Annotated in this window: 20 protein-coding genes; 14 read left to right on the top strand and 6 right to left on the bottom strand. The window is 38.6% G+C overall.

Annotation, left to right across the window (positions count from 1 at the left end; genetic code table 11):
* Positions 1 to 12: 12 nt before the first annotated feature.
* From VB836_RS06100 to ilvA, 3 genes are all read right to left on the bottom strand, one after another.
* A complete protein-coding gene (locus VB836_RS06100) occupies positions 13 to 144 on the bottom strand; it encodes a hypothetical protein (protein WP_281062867.1) in 132 nt (43 codons plus the stop codon).
* A 245-nt stretch (positions 145 to 389) separates the two neighbouring features.
* The gene (locus tag VB836_RS06095) at positions 390 to 1,730 is read right to left on the bottom strand and encodes a TMEM143 family protein (RefSeq protein ID WP_323218488.1); all 1,341 of its coding nucleotides are present in this window, start codon (positions 1,728 to 1,730) and stop codon (positions 390 to 392) included.
* 26 nt (positions 1,731 to 1,756) lie between these two features.
* Entirely contained in the window at positions 1,757 to 3,268 is a 1,512-nt protein-coding gene (gene ilvA, locus VB836_RS06090; protein WP_323218487.1) for a threonine ammonia-lyase, biosynthetic, read from the bottom strand.
* A gap of 368 nt (positions 3,269 to 3,636) precedes the next feature.
* Between ilvA and VB836_RS06085 the strand changes: the two genes are divergently transcribed.
* From VB836_RS06085 to VB836_RS06060, 6 genes are all read left to right on the top strand, one after another.
* Positions 3,637 to 4,773, top strand: a complete 1,137-nt coding sequence (locus tag VB836_RS06085; RefSeq protein ID WP_323218486.1) for a Tudor-knot domain-containing protein — start codon at positions 3,637 to 3,639, stop codon at positions 4,771 to 4,773.
* A gap of 170 nt (positions 4,774 to 4,943) precedes the next feature.
* Positions 4,944 to 5,585, top strand: a complete 642-nt coding sequence (locus VB836_RS06080) for a Uma2 family endonuclease (protein ID WP_323218485.1) — start codon at positions 4,944 to 4,946, stop codon at positions 5,583 to 5,585.
* A gap of 70 nt (positions 5,586 to 5,655) precedes the next feature.
* Positions 5,656 to 6,081 (top strand): HHL1-like protein, encoded by a 426-nt coding sequence (locus tag VB836_RS06075; protein WP_323218484.1) that lies wholly within the window; start codon positions 5,656 to 5,658, stop codon positions 6,079 to 6,081.
* Positions 6,082 to 6,157: 76 nt separating this feature from the next.
* On the top strand, positions 6,158 to 6,580 hold the full coding sequence (locus VB836_RS06070) for a hypothetical protein (protein WP_323218483.1): 423 nt from the start codon (positions 6,158 to 6,160) through the stop codon (positions 6,578 to 6,580).
* A gap of 218 nt (positions 6,581 to 6,798) precedes the next feature.
* On the top strand, positions 6,799 to 7,947 hold the full coding sequence (locus tag VB836_RS06065) for a DNA cytosine methyltransferase (protein WP_323218482.1): 1,149 nt from the start codon (positions 6,799 to 6,801) through the stop codon (positions 7,945 to 7,947).
* Positions 7,948 to 7,977: 30 nt separating this feature from the next.
* Positions 7,978 to 9,093 carry a hypothetical protein gene (locus VB836_RS06060; RefSeq protein ID WP_323218481.1) on the top strand — a complete coding sequence of 372 codons (1,116 nt, stop codon included), beginning with the start codon at positions 7,978 to 7,980 and terminating at the stop codon, positions 9,091 to 9,093.
* 31 nt (positions 9,094 to 9,124) lie between these two features.
* Here the strand turns inward: VB836_RS06060 and VB836_RS06055 are convergent, their stop codons facing one another.
* Entirely contained in the window at positions 9,125 to 9,727 is a 603-nt protein-coding gene (locus VB836_RS06055; protein ID WP_323218480.1) for a 2OG-Fe(II) oxygenase family protein, read from the bottom strand.
* A gap of 49 nt (positions 9,728 to 9,776) precedes the next feature.
* Here VB836_RS06055 and VB836_RS06050 point away from each other — a divergent pair, with 49 nt between their 5' ends.
* The 3 genes from VB836_RS06050 to VB836_RS06040 all read left to right on the top strand — a co-directional run bounded on the left by VB836_RS06050 (position 9,777) and on the right by VB836_RS06040 (position 12,294).
* Positions 9,777 to 10,517 carry a hypothetical protein gene (locus tag VB836_RS06050; RefSeq protein ID WP_046279640.1) on the top strand — a complete coding sequence of 247 codons (741 nt, stop codon included), beginning with the start codon at positions 9,777 to 9,779 and terminating at the stop codon, positions 10,515 to 10,517.
* A 60-nt stretch (positions 10,518 to 10,577) separates the two neighbouring features.
* Positions 10,578 to 11,558, top strand: a complete 981-nt coding sequence (locus VB836_RS06045) for an aldo/keto reductase (RefSeq protein ID WP_046279639.1) — start codon at positions 10,578 to 10,580, stop codon at positions 11,556 to 11,558.
* A 352-nt stretch (positions 11,559 to 11,910) separates the two neighbouring features.
* Positions 11,911 to 12,294, top strand: coding sequence for a PH domain-containing protein (locus tag VB836_RS06040; protein WP_046279638.1), 384 nt, complete (start codon positions 11,911 to 11,913; stop codon positions 12,292 to 12,294).
* Positions 12,295 to 12,401: 107 nt separating this feature from the next.
* Here VB836_RS06040 and VB836_RS06035 read toward each other — a convergent pair whose 3' ends face one another.
* The gene (locus VB836_RS06035) at positions 12,402 to 13,172 is read right to left on the bottom strand and encodes a fasciclin domain-containing protein (protein WP_046279637.1); all 771 of its coding nucleotides are present in this window, start codon (positions 13,170 to 13,172) and stop codon (positions 12,402 to 12,404) included.
* Positions 13,173 to 13,559: 387 nt separating this feature from the next.
* Here VB836_RS06035 and VB836_RS06030 point away from each other — a divergent pair, with 387 nt between their 5' ends.
* From VB836_RS06030 to VB836_RS06010, 5 genes are all read left to right on the top strand, one after another.
* A complete protein-coding gene (locus VB836_RS06030) occupies positions 13,560 to 14,189 on the top strand; it encodes a CatB-related O-acetyltransferase (RefSeq protein WP_323218479.1) in 630 nt (209 codons plus the stop codon).
* Positions 14,190 to 14,390: 201 nt separating this feature from the next.
* A complete protein-coding gene (locus tag VB836_RS06025) occupies positions 14,391 to 14,912 on the top strand; it encodes a dihydrofolate reductase family protein (RefSeq protein ID WP_323218478.1) in 522 nt (173 codons plus the stop codon).
* 37 nt (positions 14,913 to 14,949) lie between these two features.
* Positions 14,950 to 15,513, top strand: a complete 564-nt coding sequence (locus tag VB836_RS06020; RefSeq protein ID WP_323218477.1) for a Uma2 family endonuclease — start codon at positions 14,950 to 14,952, stop codon at positions 15,511 to 15,513.
* Positions 15,514 to 15,586: 73 nt separating this feature from the next.
* A complete protein-coding gene (locus VB836_RS06015) occupies positions 15,587 to 17,518 on the top strand; it encodes a DUF4209 domain-containing protein (RefSeq protein ID WP_323218476.1) in 1,932 nt (643 codons plus the stop codon).
* A 5-nt stretch (positions 17,519 to 17,523) separates the two neighbouring features.
* Positions 17,524 to 17,979, top strand: a complete 456-nt coding sequence (locus tag VB836_RS06010; RefSeq protein WP_323218475.1) for a type II toxin-antitoxin system VapC family toxin — start codon at positions 17,524 to 17,526, stop codon at positions 17,977 to 17,979.
* A 41-nt stretch (positions 17,980 to 18,020) separates the two neighbouring features.
* Here VB836_RS06010 and VB836_RS06005 read toward each other — a convergent pair whose 3' ends face one another.
* Positions 18,021 to 19,334 (bottom strand): YcjF family protein, encoded by a 1,314-nt coding sequence (locus VB836_RS06005; RefSeq protein WP_323218474.1) that lies wholly within the window; start codon positions 19,332 to 19,334, stop codon positions 18,021 to 18,023.
* Positions 19,335 to 19,404: the final 70 nt, after the last annotated feature.

Below are 19,404 nucleotides of genomic sequence, written 5' to 3'. Positions count from 1 at the left end.
ATTCAGCCTGTGTTAGCCGCTATTTTGACTCTGCAAAAGTGTCCAAGCGGTAGAATGCCGACGAACCTTCAGCTTGTGATTTTCTCCTAAACTGGCTTGTTGAATGCCCAGTTTGGAAAGAGGGCTTTGACTCTGTTGCTGCATCAAAATGTTCCGTGTGTTAGGCCAAACTGCAAAATGCAATTCATAAACAATGTATATTCTACCTTGGGATGGTTACAGTTTTGACAATTAATTGCTAAATTCTGCGGCTTAGGCTTTTTTTCTTCACAAGTCAGGCATCTGTTGCCGTCCAACTCGCTTGCTGCCCAAGTTTTTCACAGATTAGTCACGTTTTCGAGACGGTTTAGGATGCCAGTTTGCCATTCTGATGAATGTTTCGCATTTTTTTACAAGGCTTTTCCGTTATATTGAAAGGCGTTATCCCAAACCCAATCAATAACAGTTCTTGCTTGTTTTAAAGGGATAACGTGACAATATCCTTGTTGATCATAGGATAATAACGGCACTTCCGGTTCATTCACATTATCTTCTATTTTTCCTCTAATTTCTTGCAAGTTGTTTAACGGGCCATGAATATCAAAGTTAATTCTAATTCCTAAGTTTTCCTGCATCCAACTCTCTATTTTAGCATCTAACTGTTCAGGGTTCAAGGGGTTTTGACTCGTTAACAGATGATAATAGACTAAAATTATTTCTTTGCATTCTTCTTCTTCGGCAATATCAATGAATCGCTGAAAAACACTATCATTATTCGCTAAATTTTTAAAAAATAGTGTATCGGTGACATCTTTTTGAAAGAGGATTTTCTTATTTTTGTAATGGCTATATTGTTTGAAAGCAAACCCGCCGAGCGTCATGGCTAAAGATAACGTTGCGACTAAAATCGGCATGATATCTTGAAGTTTATCCTGTTCTACATTTAAAGACTGAATTAAATCTCTAGCATTTAAAACCAGTAATATTGCAGCAATCAGTAATAAAATATTGGGTAAAGTTTTTAAGATTAGAGGAATTGCCGCTCCAATTGCCGGAATTCCAAACAATAACCGATCTTTCCAAGTCATACTGGTTTTCAGATTTGGAAACAATAAGTCAAGATCGAACTTGGGAATATTTTTATAAAAATAGACATACATTTTGCCGGGTGTAAATTTGAGTTCATCTAATGCTTTTGAATTGGACTCTTTGCGGCGAAAATATCCTTTTCCTTTGAATTTAAGTAGTAAAACAATTCGTTCAAAAACCTCAATCGTTTTTTCTTTCTCCCAAAAGAAGAACTTTTTCACTTTAATTGTTGTCGTGGTATCACCCCGATAATAGCAGATAAATTCCTCAAAGTCATTAAAATCAACAGAAGTGTGCAAGTTAATCAAAGACTTTTTTCCTAACGCTTGATGAACGATTGATTTTGACAAGCGAACATAATTCGCTCGTTCTAAAATATGGTTAAACGCCTCAATCACTTTGGACTGCATTTTGCTATATTGATCTAAACTGGGTTCTTCTAAGGGTTCAATATCAGCATTGGGGTTAAAAACGGCATAGTTATCTTTGATAATTTCTAGGGTTTGATGAAAACGAAAGTGATAAAACGCCGAGATAATTTGGCAAAACTCTTTAAAGGTTTCAGTCTCCTCAGAGTTTAACTTGCCATCTTTAATACAAAGTTCGATAATATCGCTGCGACGATAAGGAATATAGGCTTCTAGAGTAGTGTTATCAGTCATAATACGCTCATAATTTTGTAATAGAATTATCCCAAAAAGAGTTGATAAGCGGGATTTTGATTTTCATCCCAATAGCGATAACCTAGAGTATCAAGAAAGGCTTGCCATTGTTCCATTTCTTGAGGAGGAACTTGCATTCCGACTACAATTCGGCCGTAGTCTGAACCATTATTTCGGTAGTGAAAGAGGCTAATATTCCAGTTGGGACTCATGGAAGCGACAAACTTCATTAATGCGCCGGGACGTTCGGGAAATTCAAAGCGATACAATAATTCATGGTGAGCTAAAGGAGAACGTCCACCGACCATGTGGCGCAGATGTAATTTTACCAGTTCGTTATCGGTTAAGTCTAAAGTTTTCAAACCTTGTGCTTCAAATGTTTCGATTAATTGCATGGCATCAGCACGGTTTACAATTTGAACTCCGACGAAAATATGTGCTTCTTTTTCCTCCGCAATTCGATAGTTAAATTCGGTTAAATTGCGTTTTCCTAAACAGTCACAAAACTGGCGAAGACTTCCAGGTTTCTCAGGAATTGTCACCGCAAAAATGGCTTCTCGACGTTCTCCGAGTTCAGCACGTTCGGCAACAAAGCGCAAACGGTCAAAATTCATATTCGCACCACAAGCCACAGCAACTAATGTTTTGTCTTGAATTTGTTCTCGTTCAACATATGCTTTTGCTCCCGCAATTGCTAAGGCTCCAGCCGGTTCTAAAATCGAACGAGTATCTTCAAAAACATCTTTAATTGCTGCACAAGTATCATCGGTTCCGACTAATATAATTTCATCTACATATTGTTGACAAAGGCGAAACGTTTCATCTCCAACTTCGCGCACCGCAACGCCATCTGCAAACAGTCCGACTTGCGATAATTTAACGCGATGTCCGGCTTTAAGTGACTGCGACATGGCATCCGCATCAACAGGTTCAACGCCGATTATTTTAATTTCTGGACGCAAGCGTTTGACATAAGCCGCAATTCCTGAAATTAATCCACCACCGCCAATTGCAACAAAAATTGCATGAATCGGTTGTTGATATTGTCGCAAGATTTCCATGCCAATTGTACCCTGTCCAGCAATCACATCCGGGTCATTAAACGGATGAATAAAAGTTAAGCCTTTTTCTATTTCTAATTGACGAGCATATGTATAAGCTTCATCAAAGGTTTCTCCGTGTAATACCACCTCGCAACCTCTGGTTTTAACGGCATCAATTTTTACTTGGGGAGTGGTGACAGGCATGACAATAATCGCTTTTGTTCCTAAATAATTCGCCGCCAAAGCAACACCTTGAGCGTGATTTCCAGCCGATGCAGCGATTACCCCAACGGCGAGTAAATCCGGGGGAAGTTGTGCCATTTTGTTGTAAGCACCCCGCAATTTAAAGGAGAAAACGGACTGCATATCTTCCCGTTTGAGGAGGAGTTTATTGTTCAGTCGTTTAGAGAGGTTGGGAGCGGGTTCTAACGGCGTTTCTTGAGCGACATCATAAACACGGGCGGTGAGAATGCGTTCGAGGTAGTTGCAGTGCATGGAGTTAAGCGAGTGCGAACAACAGACAGGGTATTATTTTACAGGATTTTTGTTGCTTTTAGATCAGTCAGATTAAAGGTTAATCGTTTGAGGGATTGGCGTCCTTAATGATAAGATAGATTGGATGTTGTCATAGTTTAAACAAAATTGACGATTCAGCACAACTGTTCCTTTAAGATGTATTGTAGAATAGAATATTATTGGAGTGCAGTTGATTGTTTGGTTTTTTGATCGGTATTTTTTCTCGATTCAACACTTCTTGGCTCAACATTGACTGACGGCTGATGAAAGTTTGTATTCATCGTCTCACCATTGTAACTGTTGTTTAAGACTGTCTAGAAAAAGTTTTTTACTTTGAGGAATAACTCATGGATAAATCAATTATTCAGTTAGTTGACGAACTTCCCACCGATAATATTACGGTAAAAGTTTTAAAAGCACTTGATTATATCATGCCGGGTGAGTGGAATAATTTAGTCGGGTTTGATAATAGTATTCGGAGCATTACTGGAGAAACTAATTCTCAGCAAATTCAGAGAATTCGCGATCGCGCTGTTGCATTATATCATGATCCACAAAAAGGTTATCAAACGGCGATTAAACTTTATCAAACTATCGATACAGCCGATACGATCATGGCGACGGCAGCTTTGGCGAATAAAATTGGTGAAAAAATTAGCTTTCTTTCCTTTTTAAGCAATTTTACCCCGAAAGCTGATTTAACACAAACCATTGATTTATTGCTCAAAATTACCGTTGAAATTATCGCGTTTTGTAAGTTAAATGGCATTCCCCAACCGAACCCCCAAGTGTTTGCAACGGCGTTAGCCAATAACTATCAAGATGCGGCGTTAATGCGGATGGTTTCATTGGTTTGTATTGATGCTATTTTACCGTTAGGCCCCGATTTTATTGGTAAAATTCACGGGATGATTGATGGTGCAGATAGTAGCGTTATCGCCCAAAATCAAGTCTTCAATTCCGTGAGTGGTGCCATTCCCGGTAACAATGCTTCCGACAAATTTGGGTTTATCAAACAAGGATTTAACTCCATACAAGGCTGGATGAATAATTTAGTCCAAAAAACCGGGGTAACGCCTCAGTCTGTTCTCAATCAGGTGGGAAGTTTTATCCAAATTGCTGATGATAACTTAGACTTTGTAGCAGCCTTTCTTGATCAAACCACCAACTATTATGAACATACCGGAATTCAAACCGTAACCCGTAAACTGATTCTCGATGCTTATGCTTCTGTTCAAGCCGAACTTCCCGCAGCTTCGGGTAATTTTACTCCGAGTTTTTCTCCCACAGAAACGGTTATCACCAGTCGTTTTTCCGTCGGTGAAACTGTAGAAGTTTGGGATAAAGACGAAGGCGAATGGTATGAAGCCACCATTAAAGAGATCCGAATCAAAAAAGAGAAGAATCAATATTTTGTGCATTATGTTGGGTATGATTCGGATGAGGATGAATGGGTGAAAGAAAAAAATATTCGTTCTCGCTAAGAGAAGAAATTAGCAACAGATTATAGGGTAAAAGAAAGCTAATTTTCTAAAACAGCGTTTAGCAATTTGAGCTGTTTAAAGAGTAGAGATGCCCCGAACATCTCTACTTTGTTTTACCAAATTATTAATCATCAGTTATAATAGAATTGATGCCTTGCAATGGTGCAGTTATGACTCAGTTAAAAACTCAAGTTTTGATCGATACTTGGATTAAAGCCACTTGGGAAGAATACCTTTTCGCTATAGAAAATCCGGCTTATGAACAAGCCAGAGGTTATTATTTTAATGGACGTATGAGGTTAGAAATGTCTCCCCTTGGAAATCCCCATTCTCGCGATCATGCAGCAGTTATTGGCTTTCTCTATTTATATGCAAGTCTTCGAGGTTTAGACTTGGATGTTCACGATAACTGCACTTATCGCAAAGTTGGCTATGATGAAGCACAACCGGATGTTTCTTTTTATATGGGTTCAAAAGCAGAAATTGTGCCTTGGGAAGCAACAATTATTGATTTGAATACCTATCCTGCGCCGGATTTGGTGATAGAAGTTGCCTATTCTTCCCTATCTGATGATAAAGGAGAAAAACGTTTACTTTATGAATCTTTGGGAGTCGGAGAATATTGGATTATTGATGTTAAAGCTGCTCAAATTCTTGCCTTTAAAATTGAGAACCGAGGAAGTTATAGAATTGAACAGTCTCAAGTTTTCGCAGGTTTAGAAATAGCACTGTTAGAAGAAGCGTTACGCCGCAGTCGCCAAATGAATCACGGTAAAGTCAGCACTTGGCTGTTGTCTCAGTTTCAAGCTTGAGGCGAGGGGAGACAAATTTCTGAAAAGGTTGTAAACTTTTATTAAGTATAACATTTAACGTTTAACAACCATGACGACAAAACAAGGATTCGCAAAAACTCAGCCCCCAGCCAAACCCTCCAAACGCGCCGTTGAACGCAGCAAAGCGGCGAAGGAATATGAGAAAATGAAGTCTGACGGCACCCCTGATTATGAGATTTATATCCGGGTTCAGGGACAAAAGAACTGGTATCCGGTTGGTGTAGTGGCGGTAAAAAGTTCAGCTCAGATCAATCAAGCGATTTTTGGGAGTCAGGAAGACTTGCTACAAGGGGCGTTTCGACTCTTCCCCCGTTTGCGGAAACACCAAAATCAACTCGAATTTGGCTATCGTCTCAAAGAATTTAAAGATGAACCCATCCAAGTCGCGGTTCCGCCTCAATCTCGATCTAATGGTTTACAAACTGCGATCGCATCCCTGAAAAATCGGGTTTCATCTCTGTTGAAAAAAGGTTAAATTTTCGGTGGGGTGGGTGGATTCTCACCCCTTTTTTTCTGGACAAAATGAGCAATAAAAGAATAGGAATTTAAAAATGGGACAGTTAGAACGTCTGGTATTAATGGCTGAAGATGAATTAACTCAGTATAGCACAGATGCCCGTAAAATTCAACGATTGCGCCGCAAAATAGGGATATCTGTTTCCCTGGCAGAACAACAAAAAGTGAAAGCTGCGCTGTTAGAAGAAATGCCAACTGATTGGATGAGTAAGTTAATTGAAGAACAGCGCCAAACTGTTGCATTGCCCTTTTGGGGAATTGCTGGACTAGGTTTGTTATTTGGGATTTCTTTTATGCAACCGTTGGATTTAATTGCTACTGTTTTCGGGGGTTATGCAGCGATAAAAATTCAACAAATTGGCTGGAAATTGCAAGCCAAACGGTTAGTGATTCAAACGTTAGAAGCAATAGAAGAAGATATTCAAAAACCTGCTTCTCCCGAAACGACTTCGGCTTAAAACAAAAGATTGGGTTAGCAACTGTTAACCCAGTCTATAGCAAAAGGTAATTAAGCAGGTATCTAAAAAGAATGTGATTTAACTTCAAGATTATTTTCTTACTTTAATTAGATGAGTATAGAGTTGCAGGACTTACGCAGCTACAGTAAAATTTACTATGGCTTGCGATAGCAATAATCAGTTATATTTATGTTAATCTACTCTATAATTCTGTCAAGATGACTTCAGCACCTATGTTATCAGCTTTATCTCTATTTTCGGGCGCGGGTGGGATGGATATTGGAATTAGGCAAGCGGGTTTTGATATCTTAGCCTGTATTGAAATAGATCCCTATTGCTGTGAAACATTGCGAGATGCTGTATCGCGAGAAAAGTTGCTTTCTCAGGTTATAGAAAGGGATATCAGAGAGATTGAACCGTCTCATTTGATCGAAGATCTTAATTTAAAACCTGGTGAACTCGATCTTTTATTTGGAGGTAGTCCCTGCCAAAGTTTTTCTCAAGCAGGAAAACGAGGTTCCTTGAGTGACGAGAGAGGCTTATTATTATTCGAGTTTGTAAGATTTGCTGCTGTTTTTAAACCCAGGTCTATAATGATTGAACAGGTAAAAGGTATTTTGACAGCCGCAGACCAGCAGGGAAAAGCGGGCGGTGTTTATGAACGACTAATTAATCAGTTAAAAGAACTGGGTTATCAGGCAAAAATGACTATTATCAATGCGGCAGACTACGGTGTTGCACAATTGCGAGAAAGAGTTTTCATCGTTGCCACAGAATTAGAAAATGATTTTGATTTCCCCCCCACAACTCATGCTAAACCCGCGCAACAATTGTCTTTATTTCCTCTTCAATATTATCGGACAGTGGGAGAAATGATCGACGGATTAAATCAACCTTCAAAAAATATTAAAATTTTTCCAAAAGATAGTCATGTAGATATTACTCCCCCCGGAGATCGACAGCGTATTCATGGGGTTCCTGAAGGCTCGTATTTAGCAAAAGAGCTACATCTTCCGGAAACACAGAGGTGTAGATTGACCAAAAAAGATACAACTAAATTCCGCCGACTTTCTTTTTCCAAACCTTCACTAACTTTGAGATGTGGAGAGATCTTTTTTCATCCCATAGAAGACAGATATCTTACTCCACGAGAGTATATGCGAATTCATGGTTATCCAGACAATTATTTATTGAAAGGCCCTGTTCGAGGACGTTCCGGGCGAGTTCGATACCTAGATCAACATCGCCAAATTGCCAACTCCGTACCGCCACCTGTTGCACGAATAATCGCAGAAGAACTTAGCAAAATATTAACGCAACCCCAACTTAAATCTCAGTCTTTAGCAAAAGAATTTATTCGCATTTAGCATAAGTTTTGATAGAATAAACAATATTATATGCCTAAAATTTTTGAACTTTTTGGTTTTCCAGTCAATATTCGGACTGATGAGGTAGAAGAAATACGTCGTTCCAGGAAATGTCCGTTCATGGAAGCAATCTGCGATGGTGGAGGAAATCGCTACCAAACTAAAATTAAGTTAACAGTACAAGAACCTTTGACTCGTTACTTCAATTCGGGAATTTCTGAAGTCATTCCTGGTGTTTGTTCAATCCAAACCGAAGAAGAGATTTGGGTTGTATGTCCCCGAAGACTATTTGCTGCAAAATCAGATAGTTTAGAAATACCTCAGATCAATTTTGCCTTGCAATCACACGAGCATAATTTGTTAGTAAGTGCGGGTTTACCTCGGCGAGTAAATATAGGTATATGGTCGGAAGTTGTATTAAATCATCAGGTTAATAATGCTCAGATCAATTACCATTTTGATTATATAGCGGCTCCATTAGTTGAAACTTCTCTGCAACAATTTTTAGATGGCAGTAATGATTTGTTAGATTCAACAGATGGAGATCTAAAAAACCTTGTTAGATTGGCAAAAGATAATGGTTACTATCCAAGAGGTCAACGCAAGTTTGCTGATGTATCCATTCCCCTTCCAGACTTGTCTAATCTGTTTATTTTTGAAATAATGACAGCAAGTACGAGCGGATCAAATACAGGCAGTCAAACAGATATCAGAAGTGCTTTTCGCAATGCAATTCTTACTTCTGACCATAATAGTCCGGGAATCAACAAACGACAAGTTTGGGGACGAATGGTTACTCAATTATTCGCAAAAACTGCTTTGGCTTATCAATGGGGTGGAAAATCTATTTGGATTATTCAAGATTCCCTGTTGCAGAATATAGAGCTAACAACACGATTTAAAACAGATAGCCTGTCTGATAATCCTCAACGAAATATTAGCTTAATTGTGATGGATTATGTTGTCAATAATTTGGATGGCAGTCAGAGAATAGCAGTTAAAATGAATAAACAAGGTGATGCGGGTATAAACTTTGAAGGAAACAATACTTTTACCGATATACTTTTACCAAAAGTTGCTCCTCCAAAGATAGAACTCCTAAAAGGAATTTTACGCCGTCGGTTGAGCGGAATCGTTAATCTTTAAGCGCGATCGCTAAATCAACTCAACCTCTAAATTACTTCCGTTTGGTCTTTGCTGCTCTTGATTCTATCGTAAAATCTGGAATCTCTTGCAATTCAATTTCACTCAAATTATACTGCTCACAAACCAAACTTAAACGGGTTCCAGTCGTTCTAACTGCATTAACAGAATGGGTAAGATTTCCCTGAAAAAAGAGTAAAGTATTAACTTGAGGTTTAACCTGTCCCACTTGTTTTTTATCCGAACGTAAAACCAGTTCTCCCCCTTCTAAATTAACCGGAACTTGAACATACAAAACACTGACAACGACAGGAGGTTCAACGGTTTTACAATAAGAGCGTAAAGAGCGATCAATATGCGGATCAACTCGCGAACCGGCTTTTAACACCAGAGGGTTAAGATAAAACGCATTACAAGAAGGTTGTAACGCCTGTTCTAGATAGCTTTTAAAAAAAGGAAAACGCCGTTCAACTTCCGCCTGTTTCGAGCGTTTAAACACCACAGAAAAGCCTTTTGTATCGATAAAATCACGATTAAGGTTGTTGATGGCGAGATAGGGACAAGCTAGGATTTCTCCCCGTAGAGAGTTAAGATAGGCGGGAGAGAAAACATCTCGGCGTTGTGAATAATAGTTCATTTTTAGAGCGAATCGTTTAAAATTTATTATAGTCAAATTAGGTGACTCAATGGCACAGTCAAGGTTTTCCAACTCATTACAGTCTCAACGTTTAATTGCTGCATTCTTTGGGCTACTATCAGTTATCTACATTTATATTTTACTCCTTTCTCCGCCCCAACAACTCCTTCCCGGCGAACCTCTTTGGGCGGTTCAACCGGAAACTTTAAAGGAAATTGTCAACGAATCGATTAATTTCTTCTTTATTTTACCCTTTTTAAATGCGGTGGGCATTGAATCTATGCAAGCCCCAATTATTCATCCTTGGATCGAGAGTTTATTTAACTTTGCGGAAGCTTGGATTTTTATGTTTTTGCCTTTATTACTGCTTGATTCTAAAGGACGAGAACTCCCGAAAATTATTATTTGGAGTTTGGCAATGTTCCTGACTAATACTTTCTTACTTCCTTATATGGCTTGGTGGTTTACCGTTCCCAATGGGGAAACCGAAGACAAACCAACCAAGGGTTTATTAGCTAAAATATTTGGTTTTATCGGCTTAATAGTCGGGACTATTTCTCTGGTTTGGGCTGTTGTCGGTCGTCCTGAATTTGGAGATATTGCTGCGAGAAGTGAATTTTTTGTGCAGAATTTTATGAGTAATCGCGTCACGATAGCCTTTTGTGTTGATGTGGTTTTATTTTATATCTTTCAAATCATACTGATGGGAAGTATTGAACCTGTTGAGAGTCAAAAGCGATGGTTAAGATTTATTCCGTTTTGGGGTTTGGCTGTGTGGTTAATCTTGTAAAATTTTACGGATGAACCAATTAATTATACACTGTTATAAAGACATCTACATCGAGTTAAAATGCAAACGAATCAAACACTTTCTCTACCCGAAATGGGTTGTGGAACATGGGCTTGGGGAAACCGACTGCTTTGGGGTTATGATGAAAGTATGGATCAGCAACTCCAAGAGGTTTTTAACTTATGTGTTAGCAATGGAGTGACTTTATTTGATACGGGAGATTCCTACGGAACCGGGAAATTAAACGGACGTAGCGAGAGTCTTTTAGGACAATTTTCAAGTCAATATTCCGGTTTAAATTCCGATCAAATTTGTATCGCCACAAAACTAGCCGCTTACCCCGGTCGATTAACGCGAAATGCAATGATTTCCGCTTGTAAAGCCTCAGCCAAACGGTTAGGAAGAAAGGTAGATTTAGTGCAGATGCACTGGTCAACGGCGAACTATTTTCCTTGGCAAGAATGGCCGCTATTAGATGGTTTAGCTGACCTTTATGAACAAGGAGAAGTCAAAGGAGTCGGTTTATCAAATTATGGTTCTAAACGACTGAATAAAGTGTATCAAAAATTTCAAGAACGTGGTGTTACCATTACCACTTTACAAGTACAATATTCCCTCCTCTCTACTTATCCGATAACAGAATTAGGCTTAAAAGACGTTTGTGATGAACTCGGAATTAAAATCATTGCTTACAGTCCCCTCGCTTTGGGAATATTAACCGGAAAATATGCAGAAAACGGCCCTTTCCCCAAAGGAATTCGCAGTTTAGTTTTTCGTCAAATTTTACCAGGAGTTAAACCCCTTTTATCTTGTTTAAAAGAGATTTCCGAATCTCGAAATAAAACGATGTCACAAGTCGCAATTAATTGGTGTATTTGTAAGGGAACTATTCCCATTCCTGGGGCTAAAAATCCCGAACAAGCCAAACAAAATATTGGGGCGTTGGGTTGGAAACTCGACTCCGGTGAAGTTGAAGAACTCGACAAAGCCGCAGCTAGCGTTGATAAAAAAATGGTGCAGAATATTTTTCAAACGAAGTAATTTAAAACCCTGTAATTTATTGAGGATGGGGAAAGACAACTTAATTCAAAATATATAGCGGCGTTGCTTCGGAGGTACATCCCAAAAACCCTGTTTCTATTGAGAAACCGGGTTTTTAATCTTGAGGATGGGGAAAGACAACTTAATTCAAGATACAACTTACGCCTCTTCAATTTATTTCAACTCCGATCCGGTCAATTCCGCAAAAAAATAAAACTTATTTTTGGGGTATAAAAACTTACATTCACTCCGTTTTGAAAAGCATTTGCTAACATAGAGATAGATGCAACTAACCGTTTTTTGTTAGACATCATAACCTCAACACTTGTTAGACAAGCAGAAGGATAATAATATGGGATTAATTAGTGGTCTTCTCGGAAATGCCTCTGAAGTCAAAGCAGATGCCGCTAGACTTGATAAACTGTTTAGTGAAGTCTTGGTCGAGGGAGAAAGAATCGAAAAGGCTTATCAACTGATTCGTGATTTGTTTGTCTTTACCAACAAACGTTTAATTCTGGTTGATAAACAAGGTGTAACCGGGAAAAAGATAGAATTTCTCTCCATTCCCTACTCAAAAATTACTAAATTTTCTAAAGAAAGTGCAGGTCATTTTGATCTAGATGCTGAGTTAAAAATTTGGGTCGGAAGTGAATCAATTCCAATTTCAAAAGAGTTTAATCGCTCAGTGAATATCAATGAAGTTTATTCAGTTTTGAGCAAGTATGTTTTGAATTAAAAGAATCAAACAACTCTCTTAATTAACCCAGATTTTTGCTATAAACTAGAGAGTTTAAAAACGGGGTAGCTCATCAGAACTACCCATATAGTCAACCCTCAAAATATTTATTGAGCTATCGTTAATTGTTGCAACTGTTCGGCTGAAATATCAGGCGGTAGAATCACTTGATCGATAGCATGAACTACGCCATTACTTGCTTGAATATCAGGCTGTGTAACATTAGCACCTTCGACTTGAACCATACCGCTTGCGACATCAATATTTACTCCACTTCCTTCGGCTGTTTTAAAGAACCCTGAACTAATCGTGCTGGAGTCTGCTTCACCTAAAACAACGTGATATTCTAAAATTCGACGCAATGTGTCTTGGTTTTCTGGACGTAATAATGCTTCTAAAGTTCCGGGAGGTAACGCTTCAAAAGCTTGATCAGTAGGTGCAAATACAGTGTATTGACCTTCATTTTCCCAAGTATCTGCTAAACCGGCTGCTTCAACAGCTTGGGCGAGTGTATTAAAAGATCCCGTCTCGGACATTGCACCAACAATGCTTTCATTTCCAGAAGAACTTCCTTGTTGATTTTGCTGCATTTGATTGTCACGCATTCCCGGATTTTGCTGCATTTGATTGTCACGCATTCCCGGATTTTGTTGCATTTGATTGTCACGCATTCCCGGATTTTGTTGCATTTGATTGTCACGCATTCCCGGATTTTGTTGGGGTGAGTTCATCTGCTGGCTTATTTGATTATTCTCACCAGTATATTCATTGGCAACGGCTCTATTAATATTACCGAAAGCAGAAACAGTCGCTAAACCTCCTAAGCTGACGATAGTTGCGAGTAAAGCTTTGGGTAATTTAATTTTTAATGCTTTCATAATGATTGTTACTTACGCTTCTTAACATCTCTAATTTAAGTCTTAACGGTTTGCTTTGGTATCCTTCGGATGAGGGAGATTTAAAATTTTACGGATTTTAATTATTGGTAGTCAAGTTAACAAAATCAGTAAAATCTCTTCCGATAGAGTGATCGCAAGTTAATGAAAATTTGTCAAAACTTTCTGAGCGTAAGTGACTTAATCTGCAAAAAAAAGGGATTTCTTGGATGATGTGATCGCTTGTCTCCTTGGTTCTCTCCGGGGTTCGCCGGATGAGTTCGGTTAAAAATATAGCGAGTCATACGTCAATGGTTTATTATCTAAATAGGTTAAATCTAAAGTCAGATCAATAGAACGATTCACCTTTCAAATTTTACGGAACAACTGATGAGTAACGGTCCTTCTCCCGAAAAAAAATACCCACTTCCCGATCAAACTCGACTGGTCTATTTAAAGAATATCATCAAAAATCCCAATATTATTGTTGGGGATTATACTTATTATGATGACTTTGAGAACCCTGAAAACTTTGAACGCAATGTTCTTTATCACTTTGATTTTGAAGGCGATAAACTGATTCTCGGTAAATTTTGTTCGATTGCTTCTGATGTCAAATTTATTATGAACGGAGGAAATCACCGCACAGATTGGTTTACCAATTATCCCTTTCCTATTTTTGGATCAGGTTGGGAAGTTGCAATGCCAGATTCTTGGCCGAATAAAGGCGATACAATTATTGGTAATGATGTTTGGATAGGTTATGGTGCGACAATTATGCCTGGTGTTCATGTCGGTGATGGTGCGATTATTGCCAGTTTATCTGTTGTCACTCGCCACGTTGAACCCTATACTGTTATTGGCGGAAATCCCGCTAAAGAAATTAGAAAACGGTTTGAGGAGTCAATCATTCAAGAATTGTTAGAAATTCGCTGGTGGGATTGGGAAATTGATAAAATAACCCGTAATGTTAAAGCAATTTGTGGTTCAGATCTTGAGGCTTTACGAAAAGCTAAGTAGGTTGGTATAATTATCGTTAAATTTTAAAAAGTTTGTTGTTGGGCTGTTGTTGGGCTGTTGTTGGGCTTCAGCCCGAAATCTAGTGCGCTAAAGCGCAACAACGAACTCACGGTTTTCTATTCGTTCATTTTTGAACACCTACTTGGATAATTTCAACCCCTTAAAGTTAGCAGTTTCTATGTTCAATTCTACCTATTAAATATGCGAAAAATACGATTATTTATTGCATCGAGTTTGGATGGCTATATTGCTAGAACATCAGGCGATATTGATTGGTTATTTACTGATGCAGATTACGGTTATACAGAATTTATTTCAGAGATTGATACCGTATTAATGGGTCGTAAAACCTATGAACAAATTCAAGGGTTTGGAGAATATCCATACAAAGAAAAGAAGGGTTTTGTCTTTTCTCAAACGTTACAGGGTCAAAAAGACGAAAATGTTGAATTTGTCGGAAGTGATTTAGAGAACTTTATTCACAATCTCCGTCAAGCTGATGGTGATGATATTTGGCTCGTTGGTGGTGGGGAACTTATTCGATTTTTTATTAAAAACAACTTTCTCGATGAACTCATTCTCGCCATTCATCCGATAATACTCGGTGATGGTATTCCTCTGATTGTTAAAGATACAGAACTTGAAAAAAAACTCCAGTTTAACCAAGTTAAAACCTATGATTCTGGATTGTTGCAAGTGTTTTATGACTTAGATTATCATTAGTATTGAAAGCAGATCTTATTAACTGAGACTTAATAAAATGGTACAATCACCTTCTAAAGTTATTACACTGGATGAGTTTCTAAAACTACCAGAAACGAAGCCAGCAAACGAGTATATTGAGGGTCAAATTATTCAGAAGCCAATGCCACAAGGAAAACACAGCACTATTCAAGGTGAACTGGTAACAGCAATTAATGCAGTTCTTAAACCTCAAAAAATTGGGCGTGCATTTCCTGAATTACGCTGTACATTTGGCGGACGTTCAATAGTTCCTGATCTCTCAGTTTTTGTTTGGAATCGAATTCCTCGTGATCAAAAAGGGGAAATTGCGAACTCTTTTCAAAATGCACCAGATTGGGTCATAGAAATATTATCACCGGATCAAAGTCAGACAAAAGTCACAAAAAATATTCTTCATTGTTTGAAATATAAAACTCAAATGGGTTGGTTAATTGATCCGGACGAAAAAACTGTATTTGTTTATCTACCTGAGCAAAAAATCGAGGTATATGATCAGTCAGAGATTGCGTTACCTGTTCCTTCATTTGCTAATCAGATACAGCTTACTATTGAAGAAGTATTTGGTTGGTTATTGGAGTAATAACCCCAACCGAGCCAAAAATGCTATACTTGCTAGATATATAGAAATATTCTAGCTGAACTGGTGAGAGAAAATGACTAAAGGTGAATCCACTCAGAAAAATTCAATGTTATCCGTGAACCCCCCTCTGACTAAAAATGATTTTATCAATTCTTCCTGGCAGGAAGTGATTAATGCTAGTGAAAAAAAGGAGTGTTTTGCTTACAGTCAAGGATTCTTGATAAAAGCAAAAGAAGCAGAAGAAGCAGGAAATATTCGGGAAAAAGTTTTATTTTTTATCTTAGGAAGTATCACTTTCGCAGAAATTAATTCAGAGTCAAATGAGGAACATTTTGCTAAAATCTTCGAGAACCTTCTAGATGAATATTTAGACTTTCTTGCTGAAATTGCTACGGAAATTACCGATCCTGAACTGCAAGCACGAGTTACAGATATTCTCTGGTGTAAACGACGCAACTATCAAATGGCTCAACTAGCGGTTCCTGCTTATATACAGTCAGCTATAGAGTTAGAAAATTCTGCGAGGTGGGTTAGGTGCTTTACAAGAATAGAGAGAGCATTTAGATTAGCCAGAAAAATTAATTATCAAGTCGAAACAGTAGTTCAACATATAGAGACAGTTCTTGAACGCTACAACGGAGAAGATCCGCGTTGGTTGTCAGCAAGACTGATGGAACTCTTGCAAGAATACCGACTCGTTGACTCCAGAAAATATGCAAATCTCGCTGAAAAAGCGGCTACGGTTGCTGAATCAGTTGGTGATTGGATTACAGCTAGGGACTACTGGGAAATCAAAGCCAAATGGCATCACCTTGAGAAAGATAAAGACAAAGAACGTGTAGCTTTAAGACTCGCTGCTGAAATTTATATTAAGGAAGCCGAGAATGCTGTTAAAAATTCCCCGACTCCTTATTTAGCAGCATCAAATTTTCTAGAGAGAGCTATTGAGGCATTTAGAAAAATTCCCGGCACAAAGGAAGAAAAAGAACAAGAGAAAAAAAGAGTTGATGAAGTACACAAACTTCTACTTCAGTATCAACAGAAATCTATGAAAGAGTTAGTTACAATCCAATCAGAGCGGATTGATTTTAGCAAAGAAGTAGAGAAAGTTCGGGCAAGTGTTAGAGGCAAGAAATTGCAGGATGCTCTTTTTGCCTTAGCATTATTAGCAACTCCTCCTAAAGTCTCTCAGCTTCGACAACAAGCGGATCAAATCGCTAAAGATGCTCCTCTATTTTCCTTGATTTCAAAAGTGAAGCACAATGAAATGGGTAAAGTTGTTGCCAGACAATCTGGAAAGACTGAAGAAGAAACTAAATTTGAAATGTATACCAATGCAGCCTACTATCAAAGTATCCAAGCCCGAGTATTGATTGAACCTGCAAGAGATCAAATCAATTTAGAACACCCTATCCAAGTCAAAGATTTACTTCCCATTGTTGCTAATAGTCCTTTTGTACCACCTGATCGACAATATTTGTTTGCTAAAGGTTTATACGCTGGACTAACTGGAGATTTTTTCACCTCTACCCATATTCTCATCCCTCAAATTGAGAATTCTATACGTTATCTACTTTGGAAAAAAGGCGTATTACCCTCTAGTTATGATGATCAAGGAATTCAAAACGAGCATAACTTGAATACAACTCTTTACTACCCTGAGACTGCTTCTATTTTTGATGAAGATACTCTATTTGATCTCAAAGGTTTACTGGTTGAACATTCAGGTAGTAACTTGCGAAATCGCATGGCTCATGGTCTAATTAATGATGATGGTTTCTTAAGTCCTTTAATGTCTTATTTGTGGTGGCTTACACTCAGGCTGTGTTGCTTGCCGATGATAATCTATCAACAGAAAGTTGAACAGTCTAACCCTTGGGTTAAATTTGCGGGTATGTTTAAAGATGATCCTTTATTTGATGAGTTTGTAGAAGAGATGGCTGCCTATAGACGAGAACTGGATGCAGAAATTAATACCGATGAAGGAAATTCGGAGGAAAAATAGTTAGTGTGAGCCGATATATTTTGGATACCGATCATGTTACTCTTTTCCAACGCAATCATCCCCAAATTGTACAAAAAGTTAGAGAAATAGATACTTCTAATCTATTCGTTACGATAGTTACATTAGAAGAACAACTTCGAGGAAGGTTAGCAGTTATCAGCAAAGTCAATCAAAAACCTGAGCGGTTAGCAATTGCCTATCAAAATTTGCGCTCAACTCTTGCTTACTTCTGTAATGTGCAGTTACTAGATTTTGACGAGGCTGCATACGACTGTTATCAAGATTTGCTTCAAAATTTGCGTCAACAGAAGCTTTTAGTTGGAACACAAGATTTAAAAATTGCTGCTATTGCCATTGCAAATCAAGCAATTGTTGTTACACGCAATCAAAAAGATTTTAGTAAAGTTCCTAATTTACCTCTAGAAGATTGGACTGTCGATCCTTCCTCATTCTTCGGGTGAAAGTTCAAGATGAGACTGGCTAAAATTCATAACAAATACTGTTAACGCTGAATCCCTTTAAACCGTTCTTTTGCTTCCTTAAACGCCTCATTCATCACAGACTGAATTTTCTGCGGATCGGGTTTTTTTCCACCCATTAAATCCCCAAAATAAACACAAGCCCCTTCACCCAACGCCCAAGTATAAGCCGCTGCCCAAGATGCTGAAATAATACTGCCAAAACCGGGTATAAATTTAACTAACTCCCGCCCGACGGCTTGGGCGAGAAAACCGCCTGCGATCGCACTGACAACGCCCCCCGCCTGAGAAGGATTAAGGGTTTGCCCGTAAAGCTGCCCCAACAACCCCACCATCGACACTTGTAACGTCGTTAAAACAGGCATCGTGGCAAAGGGAAGGGGAACCGCCGCTACCGTCGCTGTAATCACCGTAAACGCCAAAATATAACGCCGCCCCACATCTCGATACAGATTTCCCAGTTGTTGACTGGCTTGTTCATCGAGGAGTTGATTAATAGTACGGGCTTCGGCTTCGGGAAGCAAATCTGCTAACGTATCTCTAAACGCTTCTAAGCCATAAAATACCGGATGATAACCATCTTCTTCTAAGGTTAAATCAATCATCACTGCGCGATCATACAACTCTTTAAACCCGTCTTTAATTGCTGCAAAAGCCCGATTTACAGCCTCAAACGCTGGGGGATAGTCAGGATGATCTTGAACATCAGATGGATAAACTTCATGCAGACAAGTCACCACTAATAAACAAGGAAGATTCGGATATTCTTTGCGGAGTTGAGTCGCAATTGTTTTGAGGGTATCTGTCGCAAAGTCATTAATTTTTATAGTCCAAATTAAAACTCTTGCCCGATTATTATCTTCTTTTAAATCACCGACTAATTCTTTAATAATAACCTCAGTTTCCTGGTTAACATCCCCTAAACCAACCGTATCCGTAAAAATCAGTAACGGTAAATCCTCAGACGGATAGGCGTAACGTTGTGTATGTTGCGTATGGGGACGAAATCCTTGTCCGATAATTTCGGCTGAAACCCCGGTTAATCCCCGAACAATTGAACTTTTTCCCGCTTGCGGTTTCCCAATGAGTAAAGCTTCGGTTGTTGGAAGTTCGGCGCGAACTTGTTCTAAAATTTTAGCGATTTCTTCTTCAGGAACCGTCAACCATCCGAACAGTGTCTTTTTAATTTGTTCGATTCCTGTTGCTGCATTATTCCAAATATCCGCAATGGGATTTTTCCTAACATTTTTTCCCGCCTCAGTCATCTTCCCTTCGGTGGATTCGCTGGACTCTTTAGAATTGGGGGAGGGGGTATTAGTATCCTGTGGCTCAGTCATGGGCAGCAAAATCAGTAAACAGTTAAAATTTACAATATACAGAGCGCATTGAGAAGGTGAGATTTAGGAG

Origin of the sequence: Limnoraphis robusta BA-68 BA1, from assembly GCF_034932365.1 — a bacterium.
Taxonomy (GTDB): Bacteria; Cyanobacteriota; Cyanobacteriia; order Cyanobacteriales; family Microcoleaceae; genus Capilliphycus; species Capilliphycus robustus.
This window is presented reverse-complemented; position numbering and strand designations above follow the sequence as displayed.

What these genes read in the sequence shown, in the direction of transcription:
- VB836_RS06020 (WP_323218477.1), top strand. Translation starts at nt 14,950, where the DNA reads ATGGTACAATCACCTTCTAAAGTTATTACACTGGATGAGTTTCTAAAA.
- VB836_RS06040 (WP_046279638.1), top strand. Translation starts at nt 11,911, where the DNA reads ATGGGATTAATTAGTGGTCTTCTCGGAAATGCCTCTGAAGTCAAAGCA.
- VB836_RS06070 (WP_323218483.1), top strand. Translation starts at nt 6,158, where the DNA reads ATGGGACAGTTAGAACGTCTGGTATTAATGGCTGAAGATGAATTAACT.
- VB836_RS06095 (WP_323218488.1), bottom strand. Translation starts at nt 1,730, where the DNA reads ATGACTGATAACACTACTCTAGAAGCCTATATTCCTTATCGTCGCAGC.
- VB836_RS06100 (WP_281062867.1), bottom strand. Translation starts at nt 144, where the DNA reads ATGCAGCAACAGAGTCAAAGCCCTCTTTCCAAACTGGGCATTCAACAA.
- VB836_RS06035 (WP_046279637.1), bottom strand. Translation starts at nt 13,172, where the DNA reads ATGAAAGCATTAAAAATTAAATTACCCAAAGCTTTACTCGCAACTATC.
- VB836_RS06085 (WP_323218486.1), top strand. Translation starts at nt 3,637, where the DNA reads ATGGATAAATCAATTATTCAGTTAGTTGACGAACTTCCCACCGATAAT.
- VB836_RS06060 (WP_323218481.1), top strand. Translation starts at nt 7,978, where the DNA reads ATGCCTAAAATTTTTGAACTTTTTGGTTTTCCAGTCAATATTCGGACT.
- VB836_RS06065 (WP_323218482.1), top strand. Translation starts at nt 6,799, where the DNA reads ATGACTTCAGCACCTATGTTATCAGCTTTATCTCTATTTTCGGGCGCG.
- VB836_RS06005 (WP_323218474.1), bottom strand. Translation starts at nt 19,334, where the DNA reads ATGACTGAGCCACAGGATACTAATACCCCCTCCCCCAATTCTAAAGAG.
- VB836_RS06075 (WP_323218484.1), top strand. Translation starts at nt 5,656, where the DNA reads ATGACGACAAAACAAGGATTCGCAAAAACTCAGCCCCCAGCCAAACCC.
- VB836_RS06055 (WP_323218480.1), bottom strand. Translation starts at nt 9,727, where the DNA reads ATGAACTATTATTCACAACGCCGAGATGTTTTCTCTCCCGCCTATCTT.
- VB836_RS06030 (WP_323218479.1), top strand. Translation starts at nt 13,560, where the DNA reads ATGAGTAACGGTCCTTCTCCCGAAAAAAAATACCCACTTCCCGATCAA.
- ilvA (WP_323218487.1), bottom strand. Translation starts at nt 3,268, where the DNA reads ATGCACTGCAACTACCTCGAACGCATTCTCACCGCCCGTGTTTATGAT.
- VB836_RS06025 (WP_323218478.1), top strand. Translation starts at nt 14,391, where the DNA reads ATGCGAAAAATACGATTATTTATTGCATCGAGTTTGGATGGCTATATT.
- VB836_RS06080 (WP_323218485.1), top strand. Translation starts at nt 4,944, where the DNA reads ATGACTCAGTTAAAAACTCAAGTTTTGATCGATACTTGGATTAAAGCC.
- VB836_RS06045 (WP_046279639.1), top strand. Translation starts at nt 10,578, where the DNA reads ATGCAAACGAATCAAACACTTTCTCTACCCGAAATGGGTTGTGGAACA.
- VB836_RS06015 (WP_323218476.1), top strand. Translation starts at nt 15,587, where the DNA reads ATGACTAAAGGTGAATCCACTCAGAAAAATTCAATGTTATCCGTGAAC.
- VB836_RS06050 (WP_046279640.1), top strand. Translation starts at nt 9,777, where the DNA reads ATGGCACAGTCAAGGTTTTCCAACTCATTACAGTCTCAACGTTTAATT.